Source organism: Ruegeria sp. AJ12 (assembly GCF_056536245.1).
On record NZ_JBQFJJ010000001.1, the window covers coordinates 2,991,520 to 3,017,416 of the forward strand.

Below are 25,897 nucleotides of genomic sequence, written 5' to 3' on the forward strand. Positions count from 1 at the left end.
GATCCCTGAAAGATCGGTGCCCCGCCGTTTTTATGTCTACCCGCGGGCTTCGCCGATCAGTCGCAAAATGTCCTGTGCCGCCTCGGGAATATTGGTTCCCGGGCCAAAGATCGCTTTCACACCGTGATCGTACAGGAATTGATAATCCTGCTGCGGAATAACGCCGCCGCAGATCACGATGATATCCTCGGCACCTGCCTTCTTGAGCTCCTCGACCAGTTGCGGTGCCAGGGTTTTGTGTCCTGCTGCCTGAGACGAAATTCCAACGACATGGACGTCATTGTCGACCGCATCCTGCGCCGCCTCGGCCGGGGTCTGGAACAATGGTCCCACATCAACGTCAAAACCGATATCCGCAAACGCTGTCGCGATCACCTTGGCACCCCGGTCATGCCCGTCTTGCCCCATCTTGACCACCAGCAGACGCGGGCGGCGACCCTCGGCCTCGGCGAAGTCTTCGATGGACTTCTGAATAGCGGCAAAGCCTTCGTCGCCTTCATATGCCGCGCCATATACCCCTGCCAGTGTTTTCACCTCGGCGCGATGGCGACCGAATTCTTTTTCCATTGCCATGCTGATCTCTCCTACGGATGCGCGGGCGCGGGCGGCCTCGACGGCTGCGGCCAGCAGGTTTCCGCCCTCTTTGGCGGTCTTGGTCAGGGTGTCCAGTGCGTGTTGGCAGGCGGCCTCGTCTCGGGTCGCGCGAATGCGTTCCAGTCGGGCGACCTGCGCCTCGCGCACCGCGACATTGTCGACGTCAAGAATGTCGATCGGGTCTTCCTGTTCCTTGCGGTATTTGTTGACCCCGACGATGACCTCTTCGCCCCGGTCGATCATCGCCTGACGCCGCGCGGCGCTTTCTTCAATGCGCAGCTTGGGCATGCCGGACGCGACGGCCTTGGTCATGCCGCCCATCTCCTCAACCTCTTCCATCAGGGCCCAGGCCTTTTCGACCAGCTCATTGGTCAGGCTTTCGACGTAGTAGGACCCGGCCAGCGGATCGACGACATCGGTCACGCCGGTCTCTTCCTGCAACACAAGCTGGGTGTTCCGCGCAATGCGGGCCGAGAAATCGGTGGGCAGGGCAATCGCCTCATCCAGCGCGTTGGTGTGCAAGCTTTGCGTGCCACCCAAAACCGCGCTCATCGCCTCATAAGCGGTGCGGATCACGTTGTTGTACGGATCCTGCTCCTGCAGTGACACACCCGAGGTCTGGCAGTGGGTCCGCAACATCTTGGAGCGTTCGGATTTTGCGCCAAAGTCAGTCATGACGCGGTGCCACAGGGTCCGGGCGGCACGCAGTTTGGCGATTTCCATGAAGAAATTCATGCCGATGGCGAAGAAAAACGACAAACGTCCCGCGAACTTGTCCACATCCATGCCCGATTGCGTGGCCGCGCGCACATATTCGCGCCCGTCGGCCAGCGTATAAGCCAGCTCTTGCACGAGGTTCGCGCCAGCCTCTTGCATATGATAGCCCGAAATCGAGATTGAGTTGAATTTCGGCATTTCGTTCGAGGTGAACTCGATGATGTCCGAGATGATCCGCATCGAGGGGTCAGGTGGGTAGATATAGGTGTTGCGCACCATGAACTCTTTCAGAATGTCATTCTGAATGGTGCCGGACAAAACGGATTTATCGTGGCCTTGCTCTTCACCCGCCACGATAAAGCTCGCCAGTATCGGGATCACCGCGCCATTCATGGTCATCGAGACCGAGACCTTGTCCAGCGGGATGCCGTCGAACAGGATTTTCATGTCCTCGACACTGTCGATGGCCACACCGGCCTTACCGACATCGCCCACGACACGCGGGTGGTCGCTGTCATAGCCCCGGTGCGTGGCCAGGTCGAAGGCGACCGAGACACCCTGCTGACCCGCCGCCAAATTGCGACGATAAAAGGCATTCGACTCTTCCGCCGTCGAAAACCCGGCGTACTGGCGGATCGTCCACGGCCGCCCCGCATACATCGTCGCCTTAACGCCGCGCGTGAATGGGCCGAAGCCCGGCAGCGACCCCATATGTGGCAGATCGACGGTGTCGTCCTGCGTGTAGAGTGGTTTGACGTCGATCCCCTCAAGGGTTTCCTTGGTCAGATCATCCAACGGCCGTCCGCGCAGCTCTTTCTCGGCCAGCGCGCGCCAGTCATTCGTGTCGGTCATTGAGTTTCCTCTCGTCAATTCGGATCGCAGTCAGCATTTCCGCGTCTGCATTTGAGCGTTCTAGAGATTTCAGTTCCGCGTACCCGTCGGCACCAGAGGCCAGCCACGACAGGTCATCCGCGTATGTGGACCACAACTGCAGGGTTTGCGCCTGGCTCAGACCTTGTGGTCTGGGGTTTCTGTCACGGTTCGTCCAGACATCGCTGTGCATTTGCGGCGCATTGCATCGCGCTACCTCATTCATCTGAGCGTCCGGATGGCCCGCAAATTCCTCGAAGGGTAAAACAGCAACGGATGCGCCCGGAAATCCGTCTGCCAGGTCCGTAATCACGTGTCGCCAGCTGCGTTCACCCCCGACGATGCGTTTCCAATGCGCTGGCGCAACTGGATTGTTACCCCGCCGGATCATGTAAGCCGCGACAGAGGCCCAATACATATCCAGCGAACGGATATTCAACACCACCCTCGACACCCAGCCGTTGAATGCCGTAGCGAGCAACTGCGCGCGTGCCAATGCGTCGGGATACAGCGTTGATTGTCTGAGGTTTTGTGCCATCCGACCGAGAAAGTTCTCTTCGCTGATCAACAGCTGTTTGACGCCATCGTCTTGGCAGTCCTGCAGATTGCACTGCAGCCGCTCCAGCGCTTCGGGTGTCAGCGACTTCAGGGCGTTCAACTCCGTTTTGCGAATCCAGTCCGGCCCCCAGAAGGCAATGCCCTGACGTGCAAACTCCGTCTCGTTGCGTTGAACGTATTCCTGAAAACTGGTGGTCGCGCAGCGATGGGCGCCGAGATGCAGAACTACTTCCATAGCCTCACCCCCTGACCGCACCTTGACCGGACTCCGGGCCGCAACAAGTGCTCATTGCAGCCGTTTAAGCCGGACGTTCCGTTTGTTGCCCCTAACTTTTTTGAGGCGATGCGCATTTCGCCGGTCGCATTCGCGAACACAGGGTCTATATTCATCGGAACAGGAGGCCATATGAATCGCACGCTTGCCCTTGTTTTCTCGGCACTATTCCCGCTGGCTGCTCTGGCTGCCGACGGATCCACCCCCGCAGAAGACGAATTTGTTCGCCCTGTGGGCGACAGCGACCTCAGCGAATTCCTTTGGACGCATCGCCCGATCGTGGTTTTTGCCGATACTCCGGCTGATCCGAGGTTCCAGCAACAGATCGACATGCTGCTGGAAGGGGAAGAGGCGATGCGCGACCGGGATGTTGTTGTTCTGACCGACACCGATCCCGCCGCACGATCCGCGATCCGGTCCAAACTGCGCCCGCGCGGGTTCCAAATGGTGTTTGTCGACAAGGACGGCGTGGTCAAACTGCGCAAACCATCGCCGTGGAGCGTGCGCGAAATCGGCCGTTCCATCGACAAAACCCCTCTGCGTGAACGCGAAATCCGCGAACGGCGAGAGGGCGGCTGAGGCCCGCATCCCTTGCTGAAACGTGAATGTTCACCTATATTTAAGGCAGACAGGGCACGAGGTCCTGTTGGCAAACACGGAAAGGACAACTGGATGGAAAAAGATCCCAACATTCCGTTTACTCCGATCCCTGTGACAGGTCGGACGGGACCTCGTCCGGGCTACTGAGCTGTTTGGCCAGAGCTTCGGCGGCGGCCTGACCGTTTTCCGCATATTCTTTGATGAGCCGCAGAGCATATTGCCCCATGGCAAAAGCGCTTTTTCGGGTTTCGAAATAGTCCCGATACATCAGTATGCGCCGTTCCTGGGCCATGTCCTGACTGCGAAAGATGTCACCGCGCATGTCTTCGGCCTGTGCGGCAAGCGATTTGATCAGACTGTAATAGGCCACCACAGCGTCAATCGTGATCCGGGGAAGCACTTCGATTTCGTCGACCAGCGAATCGTAGACAAAATCATGATGTTCCCGGGGGATCAGAGGGATGAAACCTGGGTCCGCTTTCATTCGATCGACCAAGGCTTCGGCTTCGGTCTCGGCCTCGCCCCGGTCCCATAAAATCTGCAGCGTGTTTCCGATTTCGGCGTAAAGCGCCTTGTGATAGTCCCTGAGCTTTTCCGCCTTGTCGCGGGATTTACCCAACGCGCCGAAAATCGCCGTGGTCAACCAGCCCGTCGCGATCACGAGGCCCGCAATGATCGCCGCCCAGATACGATCATCCAGTTCCACCTGTGTTGCGAGCACAACCAGGCCGCTGCCGAATATGACCAACAGCGGCAAGGCAATGTTAAAGATGAACTGCACAAACACCCGGCGGGCCACATGGGCATCCTCGGACAGCCAGAAGGCAATCACAAGAACAGCGCCGGCAAAAAACGCCAGAAGCAGCCAGTTATGGGACAGAAGTTCGGCCATTACCGGGTCACTCGAACTCCATGATCACGTCATCAACGGCCAGACTATCGCCAGGTCCAGCATTGATTTTGGAAACGACGCCCTTTTTCTCGGCGCGCAGGATGTTCTCCATCTTCATCGCTTCGACGGTGCAAAGCGCCTGCCCCTCCTGCACCTCCTGCCCCACATCGACATCAATCTTCACGATCAATCCCGGCATCGGGCAGAGCAGCATCTTCGAAGTGTCGGGCGGCAGTTTCTCGGGCATCAGCTTGGCAAGTTCGGCTTGACGCGGACGGCGCACATGCACTTTTACATCGGCACCCCGGTTGCGAACACGAAAGCCGCCCGAGACCTTGCCGACCTTCAGAACCAGCGGGCTGCCATCGACGTCCAGAACAGCCAGTTGATCGCCCGGCGTCCAATCAGACGTGACACGAAGGGTCGAGCCGTCTTCAAACCTGACGCTGGCCCCGTCTCTGTCCGCGTCGACGCGCACCGTATATTCCTGCCCCTCCAGCGAGACGGCCCAGCGGTTGCCGACCTTGCGCTCGTGATTGTCCATGCGACCGGACACACGCGTCCGCCGGATTTCTGCGACGCGATGCATCGCCGCACAGGAGGCGGCGATGCGACGCAAATCAGCCTCGGGCAATTCAACACCGTCGAAACCGTCCGGGTATTCTTCGGCAATGAAGGCGGTGGTCATATCGCCGCTGATAAATTTTGGGTGGTCCATAACCGCTGACAGGAACGGCAGGTTGTGCCCGATGCCTTCGACTTCGAAACTGTCAAGCGCCACCCGCATCGCCTCAATCGCGGCGTCGCGGGTCGGAGCCCAGGTGCAGAGCTTGGCGATCATCGGGTCGTAATACATGCTGATCTCGCCGCCCTCATAGACGCCGGTGTCATTTCTGACTGCAGCATCACCTTCGGGGGCATCGCCCTGCCACTTGCCGTTGACCAGCATCGGGCCTGCCGCCGTTTCCTGCGGCGGGCGGTACCGGGTCAGGCGGCCAATCGAGGGCAGAAAGTTGCGGTAGGGATCCTCGGCATAGAGGCGGTTTTCGATGGCCCAGCCCGTGAGGGTCACGTCATCTTGCGTTATCGACAAAGGCTCTCCTGCAGCAACGCGGATCATCTGCTCAACCAGATCGACGCCGGTGATCAACTCGGTAACCGGGTGTTCCACCTGCAGACGGGTGTTCATTTCAAGAAAGTAGAAGTTCTTTTCCCCATCTACGATGAACTCTACCGTTCCGGCGCTGGAATAGCCCACGGCCTTGGCCAGGGCGACGGCCTGTTCCCCCATCGCGCGGCGGGTGGCCTCATCAAGGAACGGCGACGGCGCTTCTTCCACTACCTTCTGGTTCCGACGCTGGATCGAGCATTCCCTTTCGCCCAGATAAATGCCGTTCCCATGGGTGTCGCACAGAACCTGAATTTCGATATGGCGCGGCTGGGTCACGAATTTCTCGATGAAAATCCGGTCATCCCCAAAAGAATTCGCCGCCTCGTTCTTGGAAGACTGGAAGCCTTCACGCGCCTCTTCGTCGTTCCACGCGATCCGCATGCCCTTGCCCCCGCCCCCGGCGCTGGCCTTGATCATCACCGGATATCCGATCTCGTTAGAGATTTTCACCGCCTCGTCAGCATCCTCGATTAGACCCATGTAACCGGGAACCGTGGAAACGTTCGCCTCCTGCGCGATCTTTTTCGAGGTGATCTTGTCGCCCATCGCCTCGATGGCGCCTTTCGGAGGGCCCACAAAGGCAACACCTTCGGCTTCAAGCGCCTCGGCAAACCTGGCGTTTTCAGACAGAAATCCATACCCGGGGTGAACCGCCTGTGCACCACTCAGACGGATGGCATCCATGACCTTGTCGATGACGATATAGGACTGGTTGGCCGGCGGCGGACCGATATGAACCGCTTCGTCCGCCATCGAGACATGCAGGGCCTGGCGGTCCGCGTCCGAATAGATGGCGACCGTGCCTATTCCCATTTTGCGGGCCGTCTTGATGACCCGGCAGGCGATCTCGCCCCGGTTGGCGATCAGGATCTTGTTGAACATGGAACGTCCTTTGTCTTGCTGTGCTGAAAACGCAAAACGCCACCTCCGGGCAAAAGCCCGGTGATGGCGTGATACGCGATGACGGTCGGGGCGTAACGCGCCCCGGAAATTCTGGTGTTAGTTACAGTTGTTCTGCGTCTTGCAATACAACACGTTGCCTGCCGCACCGACCGCAGCGCCGAAAAGCGGATCGGCGTTGAGGACCGCGGCTCCAACCGCGCCCGCGCCACCGCCAAGCAGGGCTTGTTCACCGGTGGTGTCGCCACAGGCCGCAAGGCCTGCGCAAGCTGCAATTGCAAGGAAAATTCGGGAGGTACGCATGATATTTGCCCCTTCTTCGTTATTGACTGCTTGGGGCTCAGATGCCGGGACAACCGTCGCGCGCGCAACAAACGATGCCGTAAGACGGGCTTTTGCGCGGTTTTTTGCCGTTTTTTGCCCGCCAATTGGGGAAAGAAAAACGCGGGCAGGACTATGTGGGGAACACAAGCCTGCCCGCGGAAGGAAGGGGTACGGAATAGTAGGTGCATGTGCGGCGCAGGCAAAGTAGAGCCGCACGGCCCGCTCACCTTGCACCGCACAATATCAGTCGGAAACAAAGTATTGTTTCCAATTGAGATTCCGGCTGGAATCTGCCCATACGGCGGGTTTTCGCGCAGAATTGCGCCGATCGCCCTTTGATGCGGGTCAACCCGACGCAGAACGCGCGTTGTCACAGTGTCGTTACATTTCTCAATCCAAACCGGCCTTTTCGCAGATGCGGCATCACAGGGCGACGGCATCGGCCTGAACGGAAATATGTTCACATTCATACGCTTGGCAGGGCGGTTCACCTTGCCGCGAGCCGATACGTCTTGATAAGCACATTCCCTTGAGAAATTTGGGCTTTTTCGTCCCAATCTCGTGATTTCCGCAGCCACAAGCTGCGTGAAACGGTGCAAGCGCTTACTCGCACACAAGGAAACACCCACATGAATTTGATACAAAGAAAGGCGATCCTGCTTGCCGCCTCTGCGCTCTGTGTAACCGGCACGATTGCGTTGGCTGAGGACGCTCAAACGCAGGCCGAACTGGATGCGCTGCGCGCGCGGGTCGAAGCGCTTGAGGCCAACCAAGCAGGACCTGCCAATGGTGATTTCAGAATCGGAAACACCGTCCTGGACGTCTACGGCTATGTCAAAGCCGATTTCTTCTACGATTTCGAATTTGATCAGGGCGATACCGCTTTTGTGAACGTCATCGGCGAGCCATCGGCTGCCACCGATGGAACCTTTGGTGCAACGCTCCGCCAATCGCGGATCGGGTTGCGCACAAGCACCCCAAGCAGCATTGGCGAAATTGGCGGACAGTTGGAGCTGGACCTGTTCGCCTCGAACGGCACCGCTGAACTGCGGCTGCGCCATGCCAACATCACGATTGGCGACAGTTGGCTGATCGGGCAGTACTGGACCAACTTCATGCCGCTGGATACCTACCCAACCTCGGTTGAGTTCAACGGACCGGTTGGCATCGCCTTTGCGCGGGTGCCACAGGTCCGCTACACGGCCAATCTGGGCACGAACACCGTGTTCAGCACCTCGATCGAAGAAAATGTCAGCGGATCGAACTCTGACGATCCGGTTCTGACGGCAGCAGCCGAGTATAACAACGGCACCTATATTGCGCGTGCCGCGGCACTGTACGGCAACGCACAAACAAGTGATGGCGCGACCGAGGTCGATCAGTGGGGCGTTACCCTGTCCGGATCGGTCCGGCCCTGGTCCGGCGGCCTGTTTCAGGTCAACTATGTCCATGGCCAGGCCCTTGGCCCGTATTTGATTGGCCTGGGCGATGCGATTGTCGGAGGCGAAGCCAACGATGTCGATGGCTACACGGTCGAGTTCCGCCAGGATCTGAGTGAAAAGTGGAACGTGGGCATCGCCTACGGGCATGAGGATTATGATCTGGCCACATCGACGGGAACACTGGCCTTCACCGAGTTGGAGACGATCCACGTCAACGCCTTCTACAAAGCGACCGATAGCCTGACCCTTAGCGCCGAATACATCTATGGCGAGCGGAACGACGTGAATTCCGGTCAGGACTTCGACGGCAGCCGGGTTCAGCTGGCCGCCCAGCTGAATTTCTGACGCGCCCATTGGACCCTGCCCCACACCGGGCGGGGTCGCTCTCATTAAAGGCGGCGTCAGGTTCAGCATGCTCAGTCTGCCGCAAACAAATCGGGGAATGACGCACGTGCGGCATCCAGATCAATCACCAGCAAAGCATCATAGCTTTCCGGGTCGAACGGATCTTCCGCTGGGATGACCTCCCGCCCGAACAGCCAGCTGAGCCGCCCCGCATCCAGATTGCCGCGCTCAAACGGCTGATCACCGAACTGCTGCCACAGCGCCTCCATGAATCCCGCATCAGCTCTGCGGTCGGCGGGTTTACGATCCCGGAACCGTTCGCGCCGGGTGATCGGGGTCACACCTTTTGGATTGGCACGGCGAATGGTGAACTGAAAATCGGTACCGGGCAGGCGTCCGGGGAAACCGCGGTGTTTCAGCATATCTGCTCCTCCGCTCGTGAGGCTTTTTCGACCCCAGATAATGGGGAGATACTGAATCGGCCTATTTTGGTCATTGCCCCTCCCAAACACACTGCGATTGATCCAATTGGTAGGCCTCAAAAAACTGCGTCGCATCCGGGGCGACATCGCCAAACTCTATGGGTCTGTCTGACAGAGAAATGACAACCACAGCCGGGTCCAACTCATGCTGCGCGACGTAGGCGACCGCCAGTGTCTGGCACAGATGCTCCATATCCTTCGAGGCCACGTCGTACCCGATCCGCCCGACAGTTGCGCCGATCTTCGGCGCGATAAAGCGAAACCGCAGCCACAGCTCTCCGGGGTTATTGTCGAGCAGCACGTCACTCAGATGCACGGGCTGACCAGAGGGCACCGGCAGCAGTGCTTCTGTCTGCGCAAATACGGGTTGGGCAAATCCGGAAATCACCAAACATATGGCGCGACCCCGGACCCGCCAACGGCAGGCTCCTCCTTCCGGGATCGCGCGCGCAGTGCTGTTTGCCTGCGCTGTGCTATATTTGGCGGGTCGGATCATTCAACTATTCAGCGGTTCTTGTCAAACCTGCCTCTTTTTTCGGCTACATTTGGATGTTCTGTCGGCTTTTCTATCTCCTTGGCCGACGACCGGGAGTACCAACTCGCACACTCACAGCGGAATATTGTCGTGCTTCTTCCACGGATTCTTTAGTTGCTTACCGCGCAGGCTTGCAAAGGCCTTTGAGACCCGCCGCCGGGTGGAATGCGGCATGATCACCTCATCCACAAACCCGCGTTCAGCGGCGACAAAGGGGTTGGCAAAGCGGTCTTCGTAATCCGCCACGTGTTTCGCGGTTTTGTCCGCGTCTGCCAGATCGGCCCGGTGAATGATCTCGGTCGCGCCTTTGGCGCCCATCACGGCGATCTCGGCGGTTGGCCAGGCATAGTTGAAATCCCCCCTGAGATGCTTTGACGCCATAACGACATAGGCGCCGCCATAGGCCTTGCGGGTGATGACGGTCACCTTCGGCACCGTCGCCTCACCATAGGCATAGAGCAGCTTCGCGCCGTGTTTGATCACGCCACTGTATTCCTGCGAGGTGCCCGGCAGAAAGCCCGGGACATCCACGAAGGTCAGGATCGGGATCTCAAAGCAATCGCAGAACCGCACAAACCGGGCGGCTTTGCGCGAGCTGTCAATGTCCAGACATCCTGCCAGAACCATCGGCTGGTTCGCCACGACACCCACCGTCTGCCCCTCCAGCCGGATAAAGCCGGTGATGATGTTCTTGGCAAAGTCTTCCTGAATCTCGTAAAAGTCGCCCTCATCCGCGACCTTGGTGATCAGTTCCTTCATATCGTATGGCGTATTGGGATTTTCAGGTACCAGCGTGTCCAGAGATCCCTCTATCCGGCCCGGCTCATCAAAGAACGGACGCACGGGCGGCTTTTCGCGGTTGTTCAGAGGCAGGAAATCAACAAGGCGACGCACCTCGGCCATGGCTTCGACGTCGTTTTCAAACGCCCCGTCAGCAACCGAGGACTTTTTGGTATGTGTCGAGGCGCCGCCCAGTTCCTCGGCGGTGACGACCTCGTTGGTGACCGTCTTGACCACGTCGGGACCGGTCACGAACATGTAGGAGGAGTCTTTGACCATGAAAATAAAGTCGGTCATCGCCGGGCTATAGACCGCACCGCCGGCGCAGGGGCCCATGATCACGCTGATCTGCGGAACGACGCCCGAGGCGGTGATATTGCGCTGGAACACTTCGGCGTAACCGGCGAGCGAAGCGACGCCCTCTTGGATTCGCGCCCCGCCCGAATCGTTGATGCCAATGATCGGCGCGCCGTTCTGTACGGCCATATCCATGATCTTGCAGATCTTCTGAGCGTGCGTTTCTGACAGAGAGCCACCGAACACAGTGAAGTCCTGACTGAACACATAGACCATGCGGCCGTTGATCGTGCCCCAGCCGGTGACCACGCCGTCTCCGGCAGGTTGTTGCTTTTCCATTCCGAAATCGGTGCACCGGTGACTCACGAACATGTCGAATTCTTCGAAACTGCCTTCGTCCACCAGCAGTTCAATGCGTTCCCGCGCGGTCAGCTTTCCGCGCGCATGCTGTGCGTCGATCCGTTTCTGTCCGCCACCCAACCGGGCGTTGTTGCGGCGGTCTTCAAGCTCGGAAAGGATGTCTTTCATGGCGATGATCCCCTGTAAAATCTGGCTGGACCCTACCGCTTGCGCCGTCTGAGCCAAAGCGCTTTTCGGCAAATTTGCAAAGTTTAAGCAACAACAATCTGCCAAACTGTAAAGTTGCTAAGTTTCAAGTTGACATGATGTGACGTATGGCAATCCCGAATTCCCTGACTATACATGTGAACCATGCAGTTCAGCTTGTCGTCGGTGCGCCGTACTCCACCCACAATTACCACACTTGTCCTGCTCTCGGGGTTGTCCGCCCTGAGTATGAACCTGTTTCTTCCCAGTCTGCCCAACATGGCCCTGTATTTCGAGACCGATTACAAGGTCATGCAACTGTCTATCGCCTTGTATCTGCTGATCAATGCAGTGCTGCAGATCCTAATCGGACCGATTGCGGACAAGGCTGGTCGGCGTCCGGTTTTGCTTTGGGGTTTGGCCCTGTTCCTGTTGGCGACTCTGGGGTGCATTTATGCGCCCAATGCCGAGGTTTTTCTGGCGTTCAGAATGTGTCAGGCAGTCGTGGTGGTCGGAATGGTGCTGAGCCGCGCGGCCGTGCGTGACATGTATGATCAGGATCAGGCGGCCTCGATGATCGGTTATGTCACAATGGGTATGGCAGTGGTTCCGATGATCGGACCGGCAATAGGGGGCGTGCTCGAGGAAAGTTTTGGCTGGAAAGCCAATTTCTGGCTTCCTTTTGCGGTGGGGGCCCTGACTCTGGCCCTGACTTACACGGATTTTGGAGAAACCTCGGTCAAAAGCGGCAAGACGCTGTTGCAGCAGTTCAGAGAATATCCCGAGTTGCTCACATCACCACGGTTCTGGGGGTATTCCCTGTCGTCGGCGTTTTCCTCGGGTGCGTTCTTTGCCTATCTCGGCGGCGCACCCTTTATCGGCACCGAACTGTTTGGCCTGAGCGCTGCCGAAGTGGGCATCTATTTCGGCGCGCCGGCCGTCGGCTACTTTGTCGGCAATTTCCTCAGCGGCCGCTATTCCGTGCGCTTTGGGGTAAACCGGATGGTTCTTTGGGGATGCTGGCTGAACGCCCTGGGCGTGGCCATATCCGCAGTGCTGTTTCTGGCTGGCTTTGGAACCGCGATCAGCTTTTTTGGCCTTATGACTTTCGTGGGTGTCGGCAACGGCATGACCATTCCAAACGCGACGTCGGGCGCCTTGTCCGTTCGGCCGCATCTGGCCGCAACCGCCTCGGGCCTGAGTGGCGCAATCATGCTGGGAGGCGGCGCCGCGCTCAGCGCGCTGGCAGGCGCCCTTCTGACAGTCGAAACCGGTGCGATGCCGTTGCTGTGGCTGATGTTGGCAACGGCGGTTCTGGCCATCGCAGCAATTGGCGCGGTCATCTGGCGCGAACGGCAATTGGGGCTGTAACAGCGCTTGCTCCCAAGTGTTTGCAAAGTTAGCTTGCGGACACTGAATAGTTGCAAAGGCACGCCCATGGCCACCCAAAAACTCTATGCCGGTGCAAAACTGCGCGAGATGCGCACGCGTCTGAGCCTCACACAACGGGAATTTGCCGCAAAGCTCGGCGTCTCACTGCCCTATCTGAACCAGATGGAGAACAACAACCGCCCAATCTCGACGACTGTTGTCCTGGCGCTGGCACAGGAGTTCGGCATGGACGTCACCGAACTCAGCACCGGCGACAGCGAGCGACTTGTCTCGGATATGCGTGAAGCGCTGGCGGACCCTGTCTTTGCCGACGCCCTGCCCCCGCTGGCCGATCTGCGCCTGACCGCGTCCAATGCCCCGGCTTTGGCCCGCGCGTTTCTCGAACTGCACCGGACCTATCGCCAGACCCATGAACGACTGGCATCGCTCGACGAGGCGCTGGGACGCGAAGACGCCCGCATACAGGCCAGCCCGTGGGAGGAAGTGCGTGATTTCTTTCATTATTGCGACAACTACATTGATGCAGTGGACCGGGCCGCCGAGTTGTTTGCCAACCGCGCTGATGGCCCTGGCGGCATCCGTCAGGCCGCGCTGAACAGCCTGTCAGAGCGTGGCATACAGGTGTCTTTCGCCGACATCGAATCCCTCCGCAGTTATGATCCGGAAAGCAAGATTCTGCGCCTGTCGTCGCGCGCTGCGCCACAAACCCAAGTGTTCCAGCTGCTGTTGCAAGTTGCCTTGATCAGTCAGGACAAGCTGCTGGAGGCAACGCTGGACTTTGCCAAGTTTCAAAGCGAAGAGGCACGGTCCATTGCCAAGATCGGACTGGCGAATTACTTCGCCGGCGCATCGCTGATGCCGTATAGCGCCTTCCTGACCGCCGCGCAGGAAGACCGACACGATCTGGAACTGCTCAGCAACCGGTTCGGGGCATCCATAGAACAAATTGCCCATCGCCTGTCGACCCTGCAACGCCCCGGCGCCAAGGGCATTCCGTTCTTTTTCGTTCGGGTCGATCAGGCAGGAACGATTACCAAGCGGCATTCGGCAACGCGCCTGCAATTCGCCCGGTTCGGCGGTGCCTGCCCTTTGTGGAACGTGCATCGTGCCTTTGAGACACCGGGGCATTTTCTGCGGCAGCTCGCCGAAACACCGGACGGGGTCCGGTATATTTCGCTTGCGCGGGATATATCAAAACCGGGTGGATCATTCGGCGCGCCGGTCCGGCGCTATGCCATAGCTTTGGGCTGCGAAGTGCGTCACGCCGAGGCGCTGGTCTATGCCGACAATCTCGACATCAACAACGCCAGCGCCTATGAGCCGATTGGCATTTCCTGCCGCATATGCGAGCGGCAGACCTGCCATCAACGGTCAGTCCCGCCACTGGAGCGTCGCCTGACGATCGACACCCATACGCGCGGCACGCTGCCTTATGAAGTCACCTGAAACTGCGCCCCGGCACGTTTTGGGCTGTGCCTCAAGGCGCAGGTACAGGTTCTATTCAGGCTTTCGAAAGGATGGCCCAGATCTCGTCTTTGAGAACCGCCCTTTTCTTGCGCATCTCAACCTCTGCCAGATCATCCATTGGCTCGATATTGGTTTCAGCCCGATGCACGACGCGGTTGACCTCGTGATATTCATCGGCCAGCCGGGCAAAATGTGCATCCGATTGCTTGAGCTGGCTCATCAATTCGACTTTGTCCGGGAATTCTTCGGCCAGTTCATGCGGGGTATGAGACATTCCTGTTCGCTCCTTTATCCGTGTTTGCGACCCAGTGCTAAATTGTATGGTGCCATCTCACTTTGACCCGGATCAATAAACACACTCGGTGACCGAATTCGCCACCTCACAGAGCCTGGTCGCTCAACCGCTCAACGCTGCGCCGTCGCCCATTGCGGGTGTATCCACGGGCGATCATTTGCTCGTGGCAAGGGGGTCTTGCCCAACAGGTCGTCGGACACTTTTTCCCCGACCATGATCGACGGCGCATTCAGATTCCCGTTTGTGATCTGGGGAAAGACCGAACTGTCGGCGACGCGCAAAGCGTCAACTCCGATAACTCGCCCCGTCGGATCAACAACCGCGTTCTTGTCGCTCGCGCGTCCCATCCGGCAGGTGCCGCACGGGTGATAGGCGCTTTCGGCATGTTCGGCGATAAAACCGTTCAGCTCTTCGTCGGTCTGAACCTCGGAACCCGGCTGAATCTCTTTGCCCGCAAAGGGCTTGAACGCGTCCTGACCGAATATCTCGCGTGTCAGGCGGATGCAGGTGCGGAAATCCTCCCAATCCTCGTCGTGGCTCATGTAGTTAAAGCGGATGACCGGCGCGTCTTCGGGTCTGGCCGATCGCAACCTCACCGCTCCGCGCGAAGGGGATCGCATCGGGCCCACATGCGCCTGGAACCCGTGCCCTTCGGCCGCCGCTTGCCCGTCATAGCGAACCGCAATGGGCAGGAAGTGGTATTGGATGTCGGGGTATTCCACGCCTGGTTTTGAACGGATAAACGCCGCGCTTTCAAACTGGTTGGATGCGCCAAGCCCCGTCTTCGTGAACAGCCACTGCGCGCCGATCAAACCCTTGCTGACCAGATTCCAGTGCCGATAGAGCGTGATTGGCTGCAATGAGGCTTGCTGAATATAAAGCTCCAGATGGTCCTGAAGGTTTGCCCCGACGCCGGGCCGGTCCGCGATAACGTCAATCCCATGCTCTGCCAGATGTGCCGCCGGCCCGATACCGGACAGCATCAGCAGTTTCGGAGAGTTGATCGACGACGCAGCCAGTATCACCTCGCGCCGGGCACGGATGATGTCTTTCTTGCCGCCGCGCACCAGTTCGACCCCCGTTGCGCGCCCGTCCTCTATGACGACACGTGCCGCCAGACCCCGCACAACATCACAATTGGGCCGTTTGAGGGCGGGCCGCAGATAGGCATTCGCGGCCGACCAGCGCCGCCCTTTCCAGACGGTCTGTTCCATCGGGCCAAAGCCTTCCTGCTTTTCCCCGTTATAGTCGCCGGTCACCTCGTACCCGGCCTGCCGCCCGGCATCGACAAACGCCTTGAACAGAGGATTTTCTCGGGGGCCCCGCGAGACATGCAACGGACCATCGGTGCCACGCCAGGTCGTATCGCCACCATGGCCTCCGTCGTGCCAGCTCTCCATACGTTTGTAATAGGGCAGCACATCCGCATAGGACCATCCATCGGCCCCCATCTCTGCCCAGGTGTCAAAGTCCCGCGCATGCCCCCGCACATAGACCATCCCGTTGATCGATGATGACCCACCGATCACTTTGCCCCTCGGGCACGCCAGTTTGCGGTTGTTCAGATACGGTTCGGGTTCGGACTGATATCCCCAGTCATAGAGCGACATGTTCATCGGATAGCTCAACGCCGCAGGCATTTGAATGAACGGGCCCGCATCGCTGCCGCCATGTTCGATCACCAGTACCGAGGCACCGGCCTCGCTCAGGCGATAGGCCATCGCGCAACCAGCCGAGCCGGCGCCGACGATGACAAAATCTGCTTCCATATTCCGGTCTCCTTTGACCGCCGCCCGGGACAACGCCTCCGGCCGGAGTATTTTTCAAGAGATGAGGAGGTTACTCACCGCGCGGGTAGCGCTGGCTTTCCTCAACGATGTTCAGATCCATGTGGTTGCGCATGTAGCGTTCGGACGCCTTTTGCAGCGGCTGGTAATCCCAGGGGTAGTAGCCGCCTTGCCGAAGCGCCTCGTAAACGACCCAGCGACGCGCCTGATTGGCGCGCACGTCCGCGTCGAACTTGTCCAGGTCCCAGCGCGCTTCGGATTTGGCACGCAGGGTCTGCAGAGTTCCAGCGTGTTCCGGCTGATCAGCCAAGTTGTTCAATTCGTTTGGATCTTCGTCCATATCGAACAGCTGATCCGGGTCCAAGACGCACCGATTGTATTTCCACTTTCCATATCGCATGGACACCAACGGCGCGTATGACGCCTCGGCCGCATACTCCATCGCAACCGGTGCCGTTCGGTCAAAGCCCTTGGCAAGCGGGACGAGGTTTTCCCCGTCCGTCCATGGCGCAATATCCGCCATGTCCACAGAGGCCAATACGCCAAGCGTCGGCGTGACATCAATCGTCGACACGGGTGTGTCTATCCGCCCAACTGGCAAACCCGGTGCGGAGATCATGAGAGGCACGCGGGATGAGCCTTCGAAGAAGGTCATCTTGAACCACAAACCCCGTTCACCCAGCATGTCACCATGGTCCGAGACAAACAGGATAATCGCCTCCTGCCGAGTGGTATCCAGCACCTCTAGGATCTCGCCGATCTTGTCGTCCAAATACGAGATATTGGCAAAATAGGCGCGACGAGACTTGCGGATGTCCTCTTCGGAGATGTCAAAGCTGCGCCAGTCATTGGCGTCGAATATCCGCTGGGAATGCGGGTCCTGATTTTCATAGCCAAGGTCCGCAACCTCGGGCAGCAGGTGTTCGCAATCCTCGTAGAGGTCCCAGTACTTGCGGCGCGCGACATAGGGGTCGTGCGGGTGGGTAAAACTGACGGTCATGCACCAGGGGCGGTCGTCCTTGCCACGCGCGAGGTCGTAGAGCTTGGCCTTGGCGTTGTACGCAACCTCGTCGTCATATTCCATCTGGTTCGAAATTTCGGCGACGCCCGCACCGGTCACGGATCCCATGTTGTGGTACCACCAGTCGATCCGCTCGCCGGGTTTGCGGTAATCCGGGGTCCAGCCGAAATCGGCGGGGTAGATGTCGGTGGTCAGGCGATCCTCGAACCCGTGCAATTGGTCGGGTCCCACAAAATGCATCTTTCCCGACAGGCAAGTGTAGTATCCTGCCCGGCGCAGGTGATGCGCATATGTCGGAATATCACTGCGAAACTCGGCGGCGTTGTCGTATACGCCAGTGCGTGACGGAAGCTGACCCGACATGAAACTGGCGCGACCAGGCGCGCAGAGCGGTGAGGCCGTGTAGGCGTTGGCGAACCGTGTCGATCGATCCGCCAGTTTCTTCAGGTTCGGCACATGGAGCCAGTCTGCGGGACCATCGGGAAAGAGGGTTCCGTTGAGCTGATCCACCATCAGGATCAGAATGTTGGGCTGTGTCATTTTTCGGCCTCAAGAAAGGTGTTGAGGACCCGCATTGCGTGATTTACCGCCAGTTGCGGTTCTTCCGGCGCGCTCAGAGCTGCCCTGATGTAGAGCCCGTCGATCAAGGCGATCATGTTCTCGGCCGCCTCAACGGGATCGGCGAGCATCGGGCGCAGTGCAAAGATGAGGTTGGACCGAATACGCGCCTGATAGATCTGCCACAGCCGCAGAGCATCTTCGTTCGTCTGGGCCAGCACATAAAAGGTCATCCAGGCCGCGATCACGTCAGGGGTGAAACAGGACGGCGCGAAGCAGGCCCGAATGATCGCCTGAGCGCGTTCCTTGGGTGCGGCAGACTTCAACTCGCCGCGGGCTTCTTCACCGAAATCCGCCAAGATCTGGCGCATGGCCGCCAGAAAAATCTGATCCTTGCCACCAAAATAGTGATGCGCCAGCGCGCTGGACATGCCGGCCCGCTTGGCAATCTGGCTGACGGTGACATCAAGGGATTTTTTGGCGCCCAGTTCGGCAATCGTCGCCCGGACGATCGCGTCGCGGCGGATTGGCTCCATTCCGACTTTCGGCATCGCTCTCCCCCTGAAGACTTGCAGATCACACAAACGCTAGGGGGTTTTTATTGACTCGTCAATCAATAACGTTTTGAGAGCTTTGGGCTCACAGCTTGGGCGCGATGCTGGGAGGCGTCAAGTCACTGCGGTTCAGAACCGCTTCGCGCCAGGAAATAAAGCTGACAGCGGCAAGGATCAGCGTGCCGCCGGCGACAACCCATATGTCGACCCGTTCATGGAACACCAAGGCACCCAATAGTGTCGCCCAGATCAACTGTAAGAAAGTGACCGGTTGGGTGACGGCGACCGGCGCCGCCTGCAGGGCCAATGTCATGAAATAGTGCCCGGCCGTGGCAAAGCTGGCAACCAGAAACAACACGCCGAGATCGCGCAAGCTGGGCGGTGACCAGACGGCGATTGCAAACGGGATCAGAACGATGGTCACCCAGATCGACAGATGTGCCACAACAACCGAAGGCGGTACGTCGCGAACCAGAACCTTGGCCAGCAAGTAGGACCCCCCCAGCGTAAGCGCAGTTCCCAGCATGGCCAGATGACCCGCCGACACCTCGCGGAACCCGGGGCGCAGAATGATCAGGACGCCGATCAGGGCAACCAGAATCGCTGCGATGCGCCGAAAGGCGAGCTTTTCACCCAGAAACAAAGCAGCGCCAAGCGTGACGTAAACCGGGGTCATGTAGTTCATCGCGGTCACTTCGGCCAAGGGGATCTGGGTCATCGAAAAGAACCACAACATGACCGCAACGCCATGGATAATGCCGCGAAGCCCGAACAGCGCAATATGCCTCCGCGTGAGGTGGGTTGCCATGATCTGCCGAAGTGCAGGCAGCAAAAACACCAGCCCCAGTACATAGCGCAAGAACGCCGCTTGAATCGGGTCCATCGTGGTTCCGAGGGATTTGACCAGCGCGGTCATCACGACAAAGGACAACCCGGCTGCAAACATCCAGAACATGCCCGCAATCGGACGGGAAGCGGCGAGTGATGTCATGCCATCGGTTGAACACGGAAAGCCGGGCGACGACAACCCTTCACATGACAACTAATTTCCACGCAATGGCCAGCATGACGACTCCGATCAGAACATCCAGCAGCTGCCACGCGCGCGGGCGCGTGAAAACAGGCGACAGAATTCTCGCGCCATAGCCGAGTGAAAAGAAAAAGACAAAGCTCGACACCATGGCGCCTATCGCAAATCCCAGACGGTCATCATATTGAGCGGAGATCGATCCGATCAAAACGACAGTGTCGAGATAGACATGCGGGTTGAGCCATGTGAACGCCAACACGGTCAACAGGGCCGCACGCAAGGTTGTGCGTTGGCCTGAACCGACTTCGAGTGCTGCTCCGCCCTTCCACGCCGACCAGAAACTGCGTAACCCGTACCAGATCAGGAACATCGCGCCGCCATAGCGCATCACCGTTTCGAACCATGGCACCGCCTGTGCCAGCGTACCGAAACCCGCTACGCCAGCACCGATCAGAATGGCGTCTGATACTGCGCAGGTCAGGCAGAGAATAAAAACGTGCTCGCGCCGCAATCCCTGCCGCAACACAAAGGCATTCTGCGCCCCGATCGCAAGGATCAGACTAAAGCCCAGGGCAAACCCGGCGATCATGGATGTGGGCATGAAACCTCCTGTCATCTGAATTCTTGACTAATGACAGGGGGCAACTCTATCAAATTAAAGATACTGAACCGAATTAAGTTTGGCTAATGCTGCTCGATCCCAATCACTTGTCCGCACTGTCCGCAATTCTGCGCCACGGCAGTTTTGAAATCGCGGCCGCCGAACTCGCCGTTACGCCGTCCGCCATATCGCAGCGGATCAAGGCGCTGGAAGATCGCGTTGGGGCCACCTTGATAAACAGGGGGCCACCCTGCACCGCAACACCTGCGGGCCTCCGCATTGCCCGGCACGCCGAGGATATTGGCGTGTTGGAGGCACGGCTGGCACGGGAACTGACGCTGGATCGCGGGGGTGGTCCCGTGCGGGTGCGGATCGCCATACCCGCCGATGTCCTGGCCACCTGGTTCATCAATGCGATGGCCCAAGTGGATGACATATTGTTCGACCTCGTAATCGATGATCAGGACTACTCGGCCGAATGGTTGAAACGCGGCGAAGTCAGTGCCGCGATCACCGTCGGCGACCAGCCGGTGACGGGCTGCGACGAGATCGATTTGGGCACCTTGCAATACCTCCCGACAGCCAGCCCGGATTTCGTACGCAAATGGTTCCCCGATGGCGTGTCCTCCGCATCGCTGGCCCGCGCACCTTGTTTGACTTTCAATCGCAAGGACAGTTTGCAGAAAGCGTGGATGGAGAAACAGGTTGGCCGCCGCATCTCGCCCCCGTCGCACTTCCTGCCGTCTTCGCAGGGTTTTGTGGAGGCCGCGATTCTGGGGTTGGGCTGGGGCATGAACCCAAAACAACTGGTTGAACAGCCGATTCAGCAAGGACGTTTGTGCACCTTGTTGCCAGATGCGCCTCTGGATGTTTCGCTCAAATGGCAGGTGATCCGCGTTCTGGCCCCTGCCCTGCAGCCACTGACACAGGCCGTTCGGCAAGCAGCCAGAGACTACAGCGCCCGACAAGCCGGTCAGAATGACGTGGCTCAAGATTGAACCGGTTGCCCCGTTTGCGGGACAACCACCCTGTAGCACAGAACCGATCCCAACAGGCTGACAAGAACGATGAACACAATCGCCAAAGAAACTTCGTGCAAATGGGCGACACCCGCCAATGCAGCCGATAAGACCACCGCAGAGATCCTGGATATACTTTTGATTGCGGCGGACGCTTTGATGCGTTGATCTTTTGGGGCTACGTCCAGAAAATAGAGTTTCCGCGCACTGCTGACACCAGTTACCGCGACAGTTGCGATAAACAAGGAAACCGCATGCAGGTGCACGTCATGATCAATGCCTAGGAAATGTGCGGACAGCAACACAATACCTGTAGATGCAACCAGCAACGTCCCCGTGACCATCACTGCGCGATGGGATTTCATATTGACCATCTGCCACAGCGGGGCCGCAACAAGGTAGCCTGACGCAGACGAAACGATCATCGCGGTCAGTCCCTTTGCGGATGCGTGGTGTTGCTCGGCGGTGAGCAGCGCAAAAAACGGAACCGAAAGAGACACGACAACCAATGGCATACGCATGAGCATGTACCGTCGAAACCAAGGTTCGTCGAACATGGCCAGAATATCGGTGAAGTAGGCGACCAGTGATCGCTTTTGCGCCGACGACGTATCAAGCGGTGCCTTCGGTCGTTTAGACAATTCGGACATGGCAAGAATCGACAGTCCGGACAACAGGAAGAAGGTCACCGATACTGCAATGACGGCGGTATGACGTGAAAAGGGCGGATTGTCCTTCATGATCTGGTGCACCAGCAACGCCAAACCGATCGCTCCGAGACCACCGGCGCCCAATTGCAGGTAACGCATCACCATGCGGGATTTCGACTGGACGTGATCCCCCAACAGATCGGTAAACATCAGGGACTGTATCTCTTCGATCAGCCCGATCAGAAAAAAAGCGGCAACAAAGGCCAGCGCAATCAAGGGAACTACACCCGTTGCCGCTACAAACAATGCCATGACGAGGCAGGCGCCGATTGCAACCTCGGTCAGGGCAATCGCGCGTTTTTTTTGTTGTTTGGCGGCAATCGACTGAGCCAGGAATACGTCCGGTATCATACTGCCAAACATACGCACCGATACCAGCGCGCCCGCCACGAACATTGGCAATTCGAAGGATACGGCCAAAAACGGCAACACGACTGATGGGCTGCCAAGCGTCCAGGCAATCTGGGACAGGATGCTCTGGCCGGCCAGAACTGGGACATTTCGTTTCGCTGGGTTGGGCGGGTTTTCAGCCATGCGGTCGCTTACTTTTTGCAATTCTCATTCGAATGGAACTGTCCATCCGTGTTCCGGATCGTCAACCTGTGTCAGATGGTTATACAGAGTCCACGCCAAGCGGCCAAGAACTCTGGCATTGGGTACAAACGAAAAACCCGGCCACGTGGCCGGGAATTCGTAGAGCCGACTTGTTCTTTTGCGTCAAAGCTGCGCCATGACCTCGTCCGTGGCTTCGAAATTGGTCGTCACGCGCTGCACGTCATCGTCATCTTCCAGCGCGTCAACCAATTTCATCAAACGCTGCATGTCCTCCAGATCCAACTCGGTGGTTGTGGTTGGTTTCCAGACCAGCTTGGTCGACTCGGATTCGCCCAGCGCGCTTTCAAGAGCGTTCGACACCTCGTTCAAGTCGGTATCGGCGCACCAGATGATATGCCCGTCATCCGCGCTTTCGACATCTTCAGCGCCGGCCTCGATCGCGGCTTCGAAAATGGTATCGGCGTCGCCTGCAGTCGCGAGGTACACAACCTCGCCCTTGCGTTCGAACATGAACCCGACGGAACCCGTCTCACCCAGGTTTCCGCCGTTCTTGGAAAAGGTCGAGCGCACGGTCGACGCCGTCCGGTTGCGGTTGTCGGTCATTGTTTCGACGATCACGGCCACGCCATTTGGACCATAACCCTCATACCGGATTTCTTCGTAGTCATCGCCCTCGCCCGCCTGCGACTTCTTGATCGCGCGGTCGATCACGTCTTTTGGGACCGAGTTCGACTTGGCCTCTTTCACCGCCAGACGCAGGCGCGGGTTCTTGTCGGGATCGGGGTCGCCCATCTTGGCGGCAACGGTGATCTCTTTCGACAGTTTGGAAAACAGCTTGGACCGCGCGGCGTCCTGACGTCCCTTGCGGTGCTGGATATTGGCCCATTTGGAATGGCCTGCCATTGTGCGTCCTCGTGTTGGTAAGTGCGTATTCGGCGCTCATATAGACGTTTGCGGGGCGCGGGATCAAGAGAGCGGCTTGCTCAGATGCCGGCTGAGGCTATGGTGGCGGCATGACGACAGATCAGATTATTCTCTTCGCGCTTTTCATCACCGTATTTGGAATGCTTCTTTGGGGTCGGTTTCGATATGACCTGGTGGCTTTTGCTGCACTGATGATTGGTGTTGTGCTTGGGGTGGTGCCTGTCGACAACGCGTTTGCCGGGTTTGGGCATCCCGCAACGATCATCGTCGCGCTGGTTCTGGTGGTGTCGGCCGGGCTGGTTCGGTCGGGCGCGGTGTTCCTGATCACCCGCACGCTCGTCGATGCATCGCGCGGGTTGGGTGCTCATATCGCATTGATGGGCGGCATCGGCGCCGTTCTGTCGGCTTTTATGAATAACGTTGCCGCCTTGGCGCTGTTGATGCCGGTCGACATCCAGACCGCGCGCAAAGCGGGACGATCCGTTGGCCTGACACTGATGCCCCTGAGCTTTGCGACCATTCTGGGCGGGATGGCCACTCTGATCGGGACACCGCCAAACATCATCATCGCATCGATCCGGGCTGAAACGCTGGGTGAGCCGTTTCGCATGTTCGATTTTGCGCCGGTCGGGGGATTGGCGGCCATCGCCGGGTTGGTTTTTGTGTCGCTGGTCGGGTGGCGCCTGATCCCGAACCGGGGACCGCAGACCGAGACATCCGAAGTCCTCGCCGAGTACATTGCGGAGCTGACAATTCCGCCCGAGGCGCCACAAATCGGCAAGCGTGTCAGCGAACTCTACGAGGCCGCCGAGAAATCCGATGTGGCCATCATCGGCCTGATCCGCGATGGCAAACGACGGTATGGACGGTCCACGCACGCCACGCTGCGCGAAGGGGACGCACTGGTGCTGGAGGCCCGTCCCGAGGCTCTGGACGAGTTCCGGGCGGCCCTGAACCTCGATTTCTCGGACACACGACGTCAGGAATTGCTGACGGCAGAAGGTGAAGGTCTTGAGGTGATCGAAGTCGTTGTCCCCGAAAGTGCCCGCATCACGGGCCGAACTGCGCAGGGGCTTGGGCTTGCCTGGCGGCAGAGCACGGTGCTGATGGGCATCTCGCGCCAAGGTCGGCGGATCACTGAACAGGTCCGAAAAACCGAAGTTGAGCCAGGTGACATCCTGTTGTTGCTCTGCCCGCGCGATCGCGGCGCGGATGTCACGGAGTGGCTGGGATGTCTGCCGCTTGCACAGCGCGGCCTGAATGTGACCGCCAACGACAAGGCATGGCTGGCCATTGGATTGTTTGCAGCCGCCGTTCTGGCGGCAAGCATTGGCCTGATCTACCTGCCTGTCGCGCTGGGGTTTGTGGTCATCGCTTACGTGCTGACCAAGGTCATGCCGATCAGCGATATCTACAATCACATCGAGTGGCCGGTGGTGGTTCTGCTGGGGTCAATGATTCCGTTGGGCAGCGCGTTGGAGACGTCGGGGGGCACCGAACTGATTGCAAACGCGCTGGTGCAACTGACCGATGGCCTTCCCGCCTGGGCCATTTTGACGGTCCTGATGGTCGTGACCATGACGTTGTCGGATGTGCTCAACAACACCGCGACGGCCATCGTTGCAGCACCGGTCGGTATTCAAATGGCGCGGACACTGGAGGTGTCGCCCGATCCTTTCCTGATGACCGTTGCCGTTGCCGCCTCTGCCGCGTTCCTCACGCCCATTGGGCACAAAAACAACACGCTTGTCCTCGGCCCGGGTGGCTACCGCTTTGGGGATTACTGGCGCATGGGCCTGCCGCTTGAGGTCCTGATCGTTGCGGTTTCAGTCCCCGCAATCCTTGTCTTCTGGCCGCTTTGAGCGCTAAAGGCGGAGCATGAAACGCTTTTTGATCCTGCAACTGCGCCCGGAAACCGACGCATCGGACGCCGAGTATGCGTCCATTCTGGACAAGACCGGATTGTTACCCGAACAGACGCATCGGATCCGTTTGGATTGCGAAGGCCTTCCGGAGGGGCTGGACGTCACGGACTATGCAGGTGTCATCGTCGGCGGCGGGCCCGGATGTGTCAGCGACGACCCGGCAGCAAAATCCGATCTGGATGTCAGGATTGAAGGCACAATCATGGACCTGATGCCGCAGATCACCAGGCACGATCATCCCTTTATGGGCTGTTGTTACGGTTTGGGCATTCTGGCGGCGCATTTGGGGGGCAGTGTCAGCAAGGATCGGTACAGCGAACCTGTCGGACCATCGTCCTGCAACCTGACCACTGACGCCGCGAACGACCCTCTGACCATTGGATTGCCAGAGACCTTCGACGCCTTTGTCGGCCATAAAGAGGCCGTTCAGGCCCTGCCGGAGGGCTGTGTACACCTTGTGGCGTCGGACCCCTGCCCGTTTCAGATGATCCGCTGGGGCCAAAACGTTTATGCCACGCAGTTTCACCCCGAAGCGGATGCCAAAGACTTCGAGCAACGCATCAACATCTATAAACATCACGGCTATTTCCCGCCCGAAGATGCCCAGCGCCTGATCGACATCTGCAACGCGGCGGACGTCACCCAACCCGGCGAAATCCTGCGCCGGTTTGCCGAGCGCTACGGGTGACCCAACGGCGCGGTTGCCTGCGCCTTGAGCCCTCGCATAGGCTG

At 58.7% G+C, this 25,897-nt stretch carries 23 protein-coding genes; 7 read left to right on the plus strand and 16 right to left on the minus strand.

Annotated features, from left to right (window positions below):
• Positions 1-36: 36 nt before the first annotated feature.
• Together scpA and ACR3E0_RS14920 are read right to left on the minus strand one after the other, a co-directional pair.
• A complete protein-coding gene (scpA, locus tag ACR3E0_RS14915) occupies positions 37-2,163 on the minus strand; it encodes a methylmalonyl-CoA mutase (protein ID WP_480479591.1) in 2,127 nt (708 codons plus the stop codon).
• Positions 2,147-2,974 carry a hypothetical protein gene (locus tag ACR3E0_RS14920; RefSeq protein WP_480479592.1) on the minus strand — a complete coding sequence of 276 codons (828 nt, stop codon included), beginning with the start codon at positions 2,972-2,974 and terminating at the stop codon, positions 2,147-2,149. Before ACR3E0_RS14920 ends, scpA begins: the two co-directional genes overlap by 17 nt.
• Positions 2,975-3,145: 171 nt before the next feature.
• Here ACR3E0_RS14920 and ACR3E0_RS14925 point away from each other — a divergent pair, with 171 nt between their 5' ends.
• Positions 3,146-3,592, plus strand: coding sequence for a DUF4174 domain-containing protein (locus tag ACR3E0_RS14925; RefSeq protein ID WP_480479593.1), 447 nt, complete (start codon positions 3,146-3,148; stop codon positions 3,590-3,592).
• A gap of 118 nt (positions 3,593-3,710) precedes the next feature.
• Here ACR3E0_RS14925 and ACR3E0_RS14930 read toward each other — a convergent pair whose 3' ends face one another.
• The 3 genes from ACR3E0_RS14930 to ACR3E0_RS14940 all read right to left on the minus strand — a co-directional run bounded on the left by ACR3E0_RS14930 (position 3,711) and on the right by ACR3E0_RS14940 (position 6,879).
• Positions 3,711-4,505 carry a hypothetical protein gene (locus tag ACR3E0_RS14930; protein ID WP_480479594.1) on the minus strand — a complete coding sequence of 265 codons (795 nt, stop codon included), beginning with the start codon at positions 4,503-4,505 and terminating at the stop codon, positions 3,711-3,713.
• A gap of 7 nt (positions 4,506-4,512) precedes the next feature.
• Entirely contained in the window at positions 4,513-6,558 is a 2,046-nt protein-coding gene (locus ACR3E0_RS14935; RefSeq protein WP_480479595.1) for an acetyl-CoA carboxylase biotin carboxylase subunit, read from the minus strand.
• Positions 6,559-6,675: 117 nt separating this feature from the next.
• On the minus strand, positions 6,676-6,879 hold the full coding sequence (locus ACR3E0_RS14940; RefSeq protein WP_480479596.1) for a hypothetical protein: 204 nt from the start codon (positions 6,877-6,879) through the stop codon (positions 6,676-6,678).
• Positions 6,880-7,529: 650 nt separating this feature from the next.
• On the opposite strand from ACR3E0_RS14940, the gene ACR3E0_RS14945 reads away from it, so the two are divergent.
• The gene (locus tag ACR3E0_RS14945) at positions 7,530-8,687 is read left to right on the plus strand and encodes a DcaP family trimeric outer membrane transporter (RefSeq protein ID WP_480479597.1); all 1,158 of its coding nucleotides are present in this window, start codon (positions 7,530-7,532) and stop codon (positions 8,685-8,687) included.
• A gap of 71 nt (positions 8,688-8,758) precedes the next feature.
• On the opposite strand, the gene ACR3E0_RS14950 is transcribed toward ACR3E0_RS14945, so the two are convergent.
• The 3 genes from ACR3E0_RS14950 to ACR3E0_RS14960 form a co-directional block, all read right to left on the minus strand.
• Complete coding sequence (locus ACR3E0_RS14950) at positions 8,759-9,109, minus strand: hypothetical protein (RefSeq protein ID WP_480479598.1); 351 nt, start codon at positions 9,107-9,109, stop codon at positions 8,759-8,761.
• 70 nt (positions 9,110-9,179) lie between these two features.
• Positions 9,180-9,665 carry a DUF6497 family protein gene (locus ACR3E0_RS14955; protein WP_480479599.1) on the minus strand — a complete coding sequence of 162 codons (486 nt, stop codon included), beginning with the start codon at positions 9,663-9,665 and terminating at the stop codon, positions 9,180-9,182.
• Positions 9,666-9,776: 111 nt separating this feature from the next.
• Positions 9,777-11,309 carry an acyl-CoA carboxylase subunit beta gene (locus ACR3E0_RS14960; protein ID WP_480479600.1) on the minus strand — a complete coding sequence of 511 codons (1,533 nt, stop codon included), beginning with the start codon at positions 11,307-11,309 and terminating at the stop codon, positions 9,777-9,779.
• 183 nt (positions 11,310-11,492) lie between these two features.
• Between ACR3E0_RS14960 and ACR3E0_RS14965 the strand changes: the two genes are divergently transcribed.
• Together ACR3E0_RS14965 and ACR3E0_RS14970 are read left to right on the plus strand one after the other, a co-directional pair.
• Entirely contained in the window at positions 11,493-12,698 is a 1,206-nt protein-coding gene (locus tag ACR3E0_RS14965; RefSeq protein WP_480479601.1) for a multidrug effflux MFS transporter, read from the plus strand.
• A 66-nt stretch (positions 12,699-12,764) separates the two neighbouring features.
• Positions 12,765-14,165 (plus strand): helix-turn-helix domain-containing protein, encoded by a 1,401-nt coding sequence (locus ACR3E0_RS14970; protein ID WP_480479602.1) that lies wholly within the window; start codon positions 12,765-12,767, stop codon positions 14,163-14,165.
• Between the two features lie 55 nt (positions 14,166-14,220).
• On the opposite strand, the gene ACR3E0_RS14975 is transcribed toward ACR3E0_RS14970, so the two are convergent.
• The 6 genes from ACR3E0_RS14975 to ACR3E0_RS15000 form a co-directional block, all read right to left on the minus strand.
• Entirely contained in the window at positions 14,221-14,460 is a 240-nt protein-coding gene (locus ACR3E0_RS14975) for an HP1242/YdcH family protein (protein WP_480479603.1), read from the minus strand.
• 131 nt (positions 14,461-14,591) lie between these two features.
• Positions 14,592-16,250, minus strand: a complete 1,659-nt coding sequence (betA, locus tag ACR3E0_RS14980; protein WP_480479604.1) for a choline dehydrogenase — start codon at positions 16,248-16,250, stop codon at positions 14,592-14,594.
• Between the two features lie 70 nt (positions 16,251-16,320).
• Positions 16,321-17,829: a choline-sulfatase gene (betC, locus tag ACR3E0_RS14985; RefSeq protein WP_480479605.1), complete on the minus strand. Its 1,509-nt coding sequence runs from the start codon at positions 17,827-17,829 to the stop codon at positions 16,321-16,323.
• Complete coding sequence (gene betI, locus ACR3E0_RS14990) at positions 17,826-18,398, minus strand: choline-binding transcriptional repressor BetI (protein ID WP_480479606.1); 573 nt, start codon at positions 18,396-18,398, stop codon at positions 17,826-17,828. The genes betC and betI overlap by 4 nt, the downstream gene beginning before the upstream one ends.
• A gap of 88 nt (positions 18,399-18,486) precedes the next feature.
• Positions 18,487-19,392: a DMT family transporter gene (locus ACR3E0_RS14995; protein ID WP_480479607.1), complete on the minus strand. Its 906-nt coding sequence runs from the start codon at positions 19,390-19,392 to the stop codon at positions 18,487-18,489.
• A gap of 40 nt (positions 19,393-19,432) precedes the next feature.
• Positions 19,433-20,032: a LysE/ArgO family amino acid transporter gene (locus ACR3E0_RS15000; RefSeq protein WP_480479608.1), complete on the minus strand. Its 600-nt coding sequence runs from the start codon at positions 20,030-20,032 to the stop codon at positions 19,433-19,435.
• An 86-nt stretch (positions 20,033-20,118) separates the two neighbouring features.
• Between ACR3E0_RS15000 and ACR3E0_RS15005 the strand changes: the two genes are divergently transcribed.
• Positions 20,119-21,030 carry an ArgP/LysG family DNA-binding transcriptional regulator gene (locus ACR3E0_RS15005; protein WP_480479609.1) on the plus strand — a complete coding sequence of 304 codons (912 nt, stop codon included), beginning with the start codon at positions 20,119-20,121 and terminating at the stop codon, positions 21,028-21,030.
• Here the strand turns inward: ACR3E0_RS15005 and ACR3E0_RS15010 are convergent.
• Both ACR3E0_RS15010 and ACR3E0_RS15015 read right to left on the minus strand, forming a co-directional pair.
• Entirely contained in the window at positions 21,021-22,295 is a 1,275-nt protein-coding gene (locus ACR3E0_RS15010; protein WP_480479610.1) for an MFS transporter, read from the minus strand. The genes ACR3E0_RS15005 and ACR3E0_RS15010 overlap by 10 nt on opposite strands.
• A 183-nt stretch (positions 22,296-22,478) precedes the next feature.
• Complete coding sequence (locus ACR3E0_RS15015; RefSeq protein WP_480479611.1) at positions 22,479-23,219, minus strand: YebC/PmpR family DNA-binding transcriptional regulator; 741 nt, start codon at positions 23,217-23,219, stop codon at positions 22,479-22,481.
• A gap of 110 nt (positions 23,220-23,329) precedes the next feature.
• Between ACR3E0_RS15015 and ACR3E0_RS15020 the strand changes: the two genes are divergently transcribed.
• Positions 23,330-25,102, plus strand: a complete 1,773-nt coding sequence (locus ACR3E0_RS15020) for an SLC13 family permease (RefSeq protein WP_480479612.1) — start codon at positions 23,330-23,332, stop codon at positions 25,100-25,102.
• Positions 25,103-25,118: 16 nt separating this feature from the next.
• Positions 25,119-25,853 carry a glutamine amidotransferase gene (locus ACR3E0_RS15025; RefSeq protein WP_480479613.1) on the plus strand — a complete coding sequence of 245 codons (735 nt, stop codon included), beginning with the start codon at positions 25,119-25,121 and terminating at the stop codon, positions 25,851-25,853.
• The last annotated feature ends 44 nt before the right edge of the window (positions 25,854-25,897 follow it).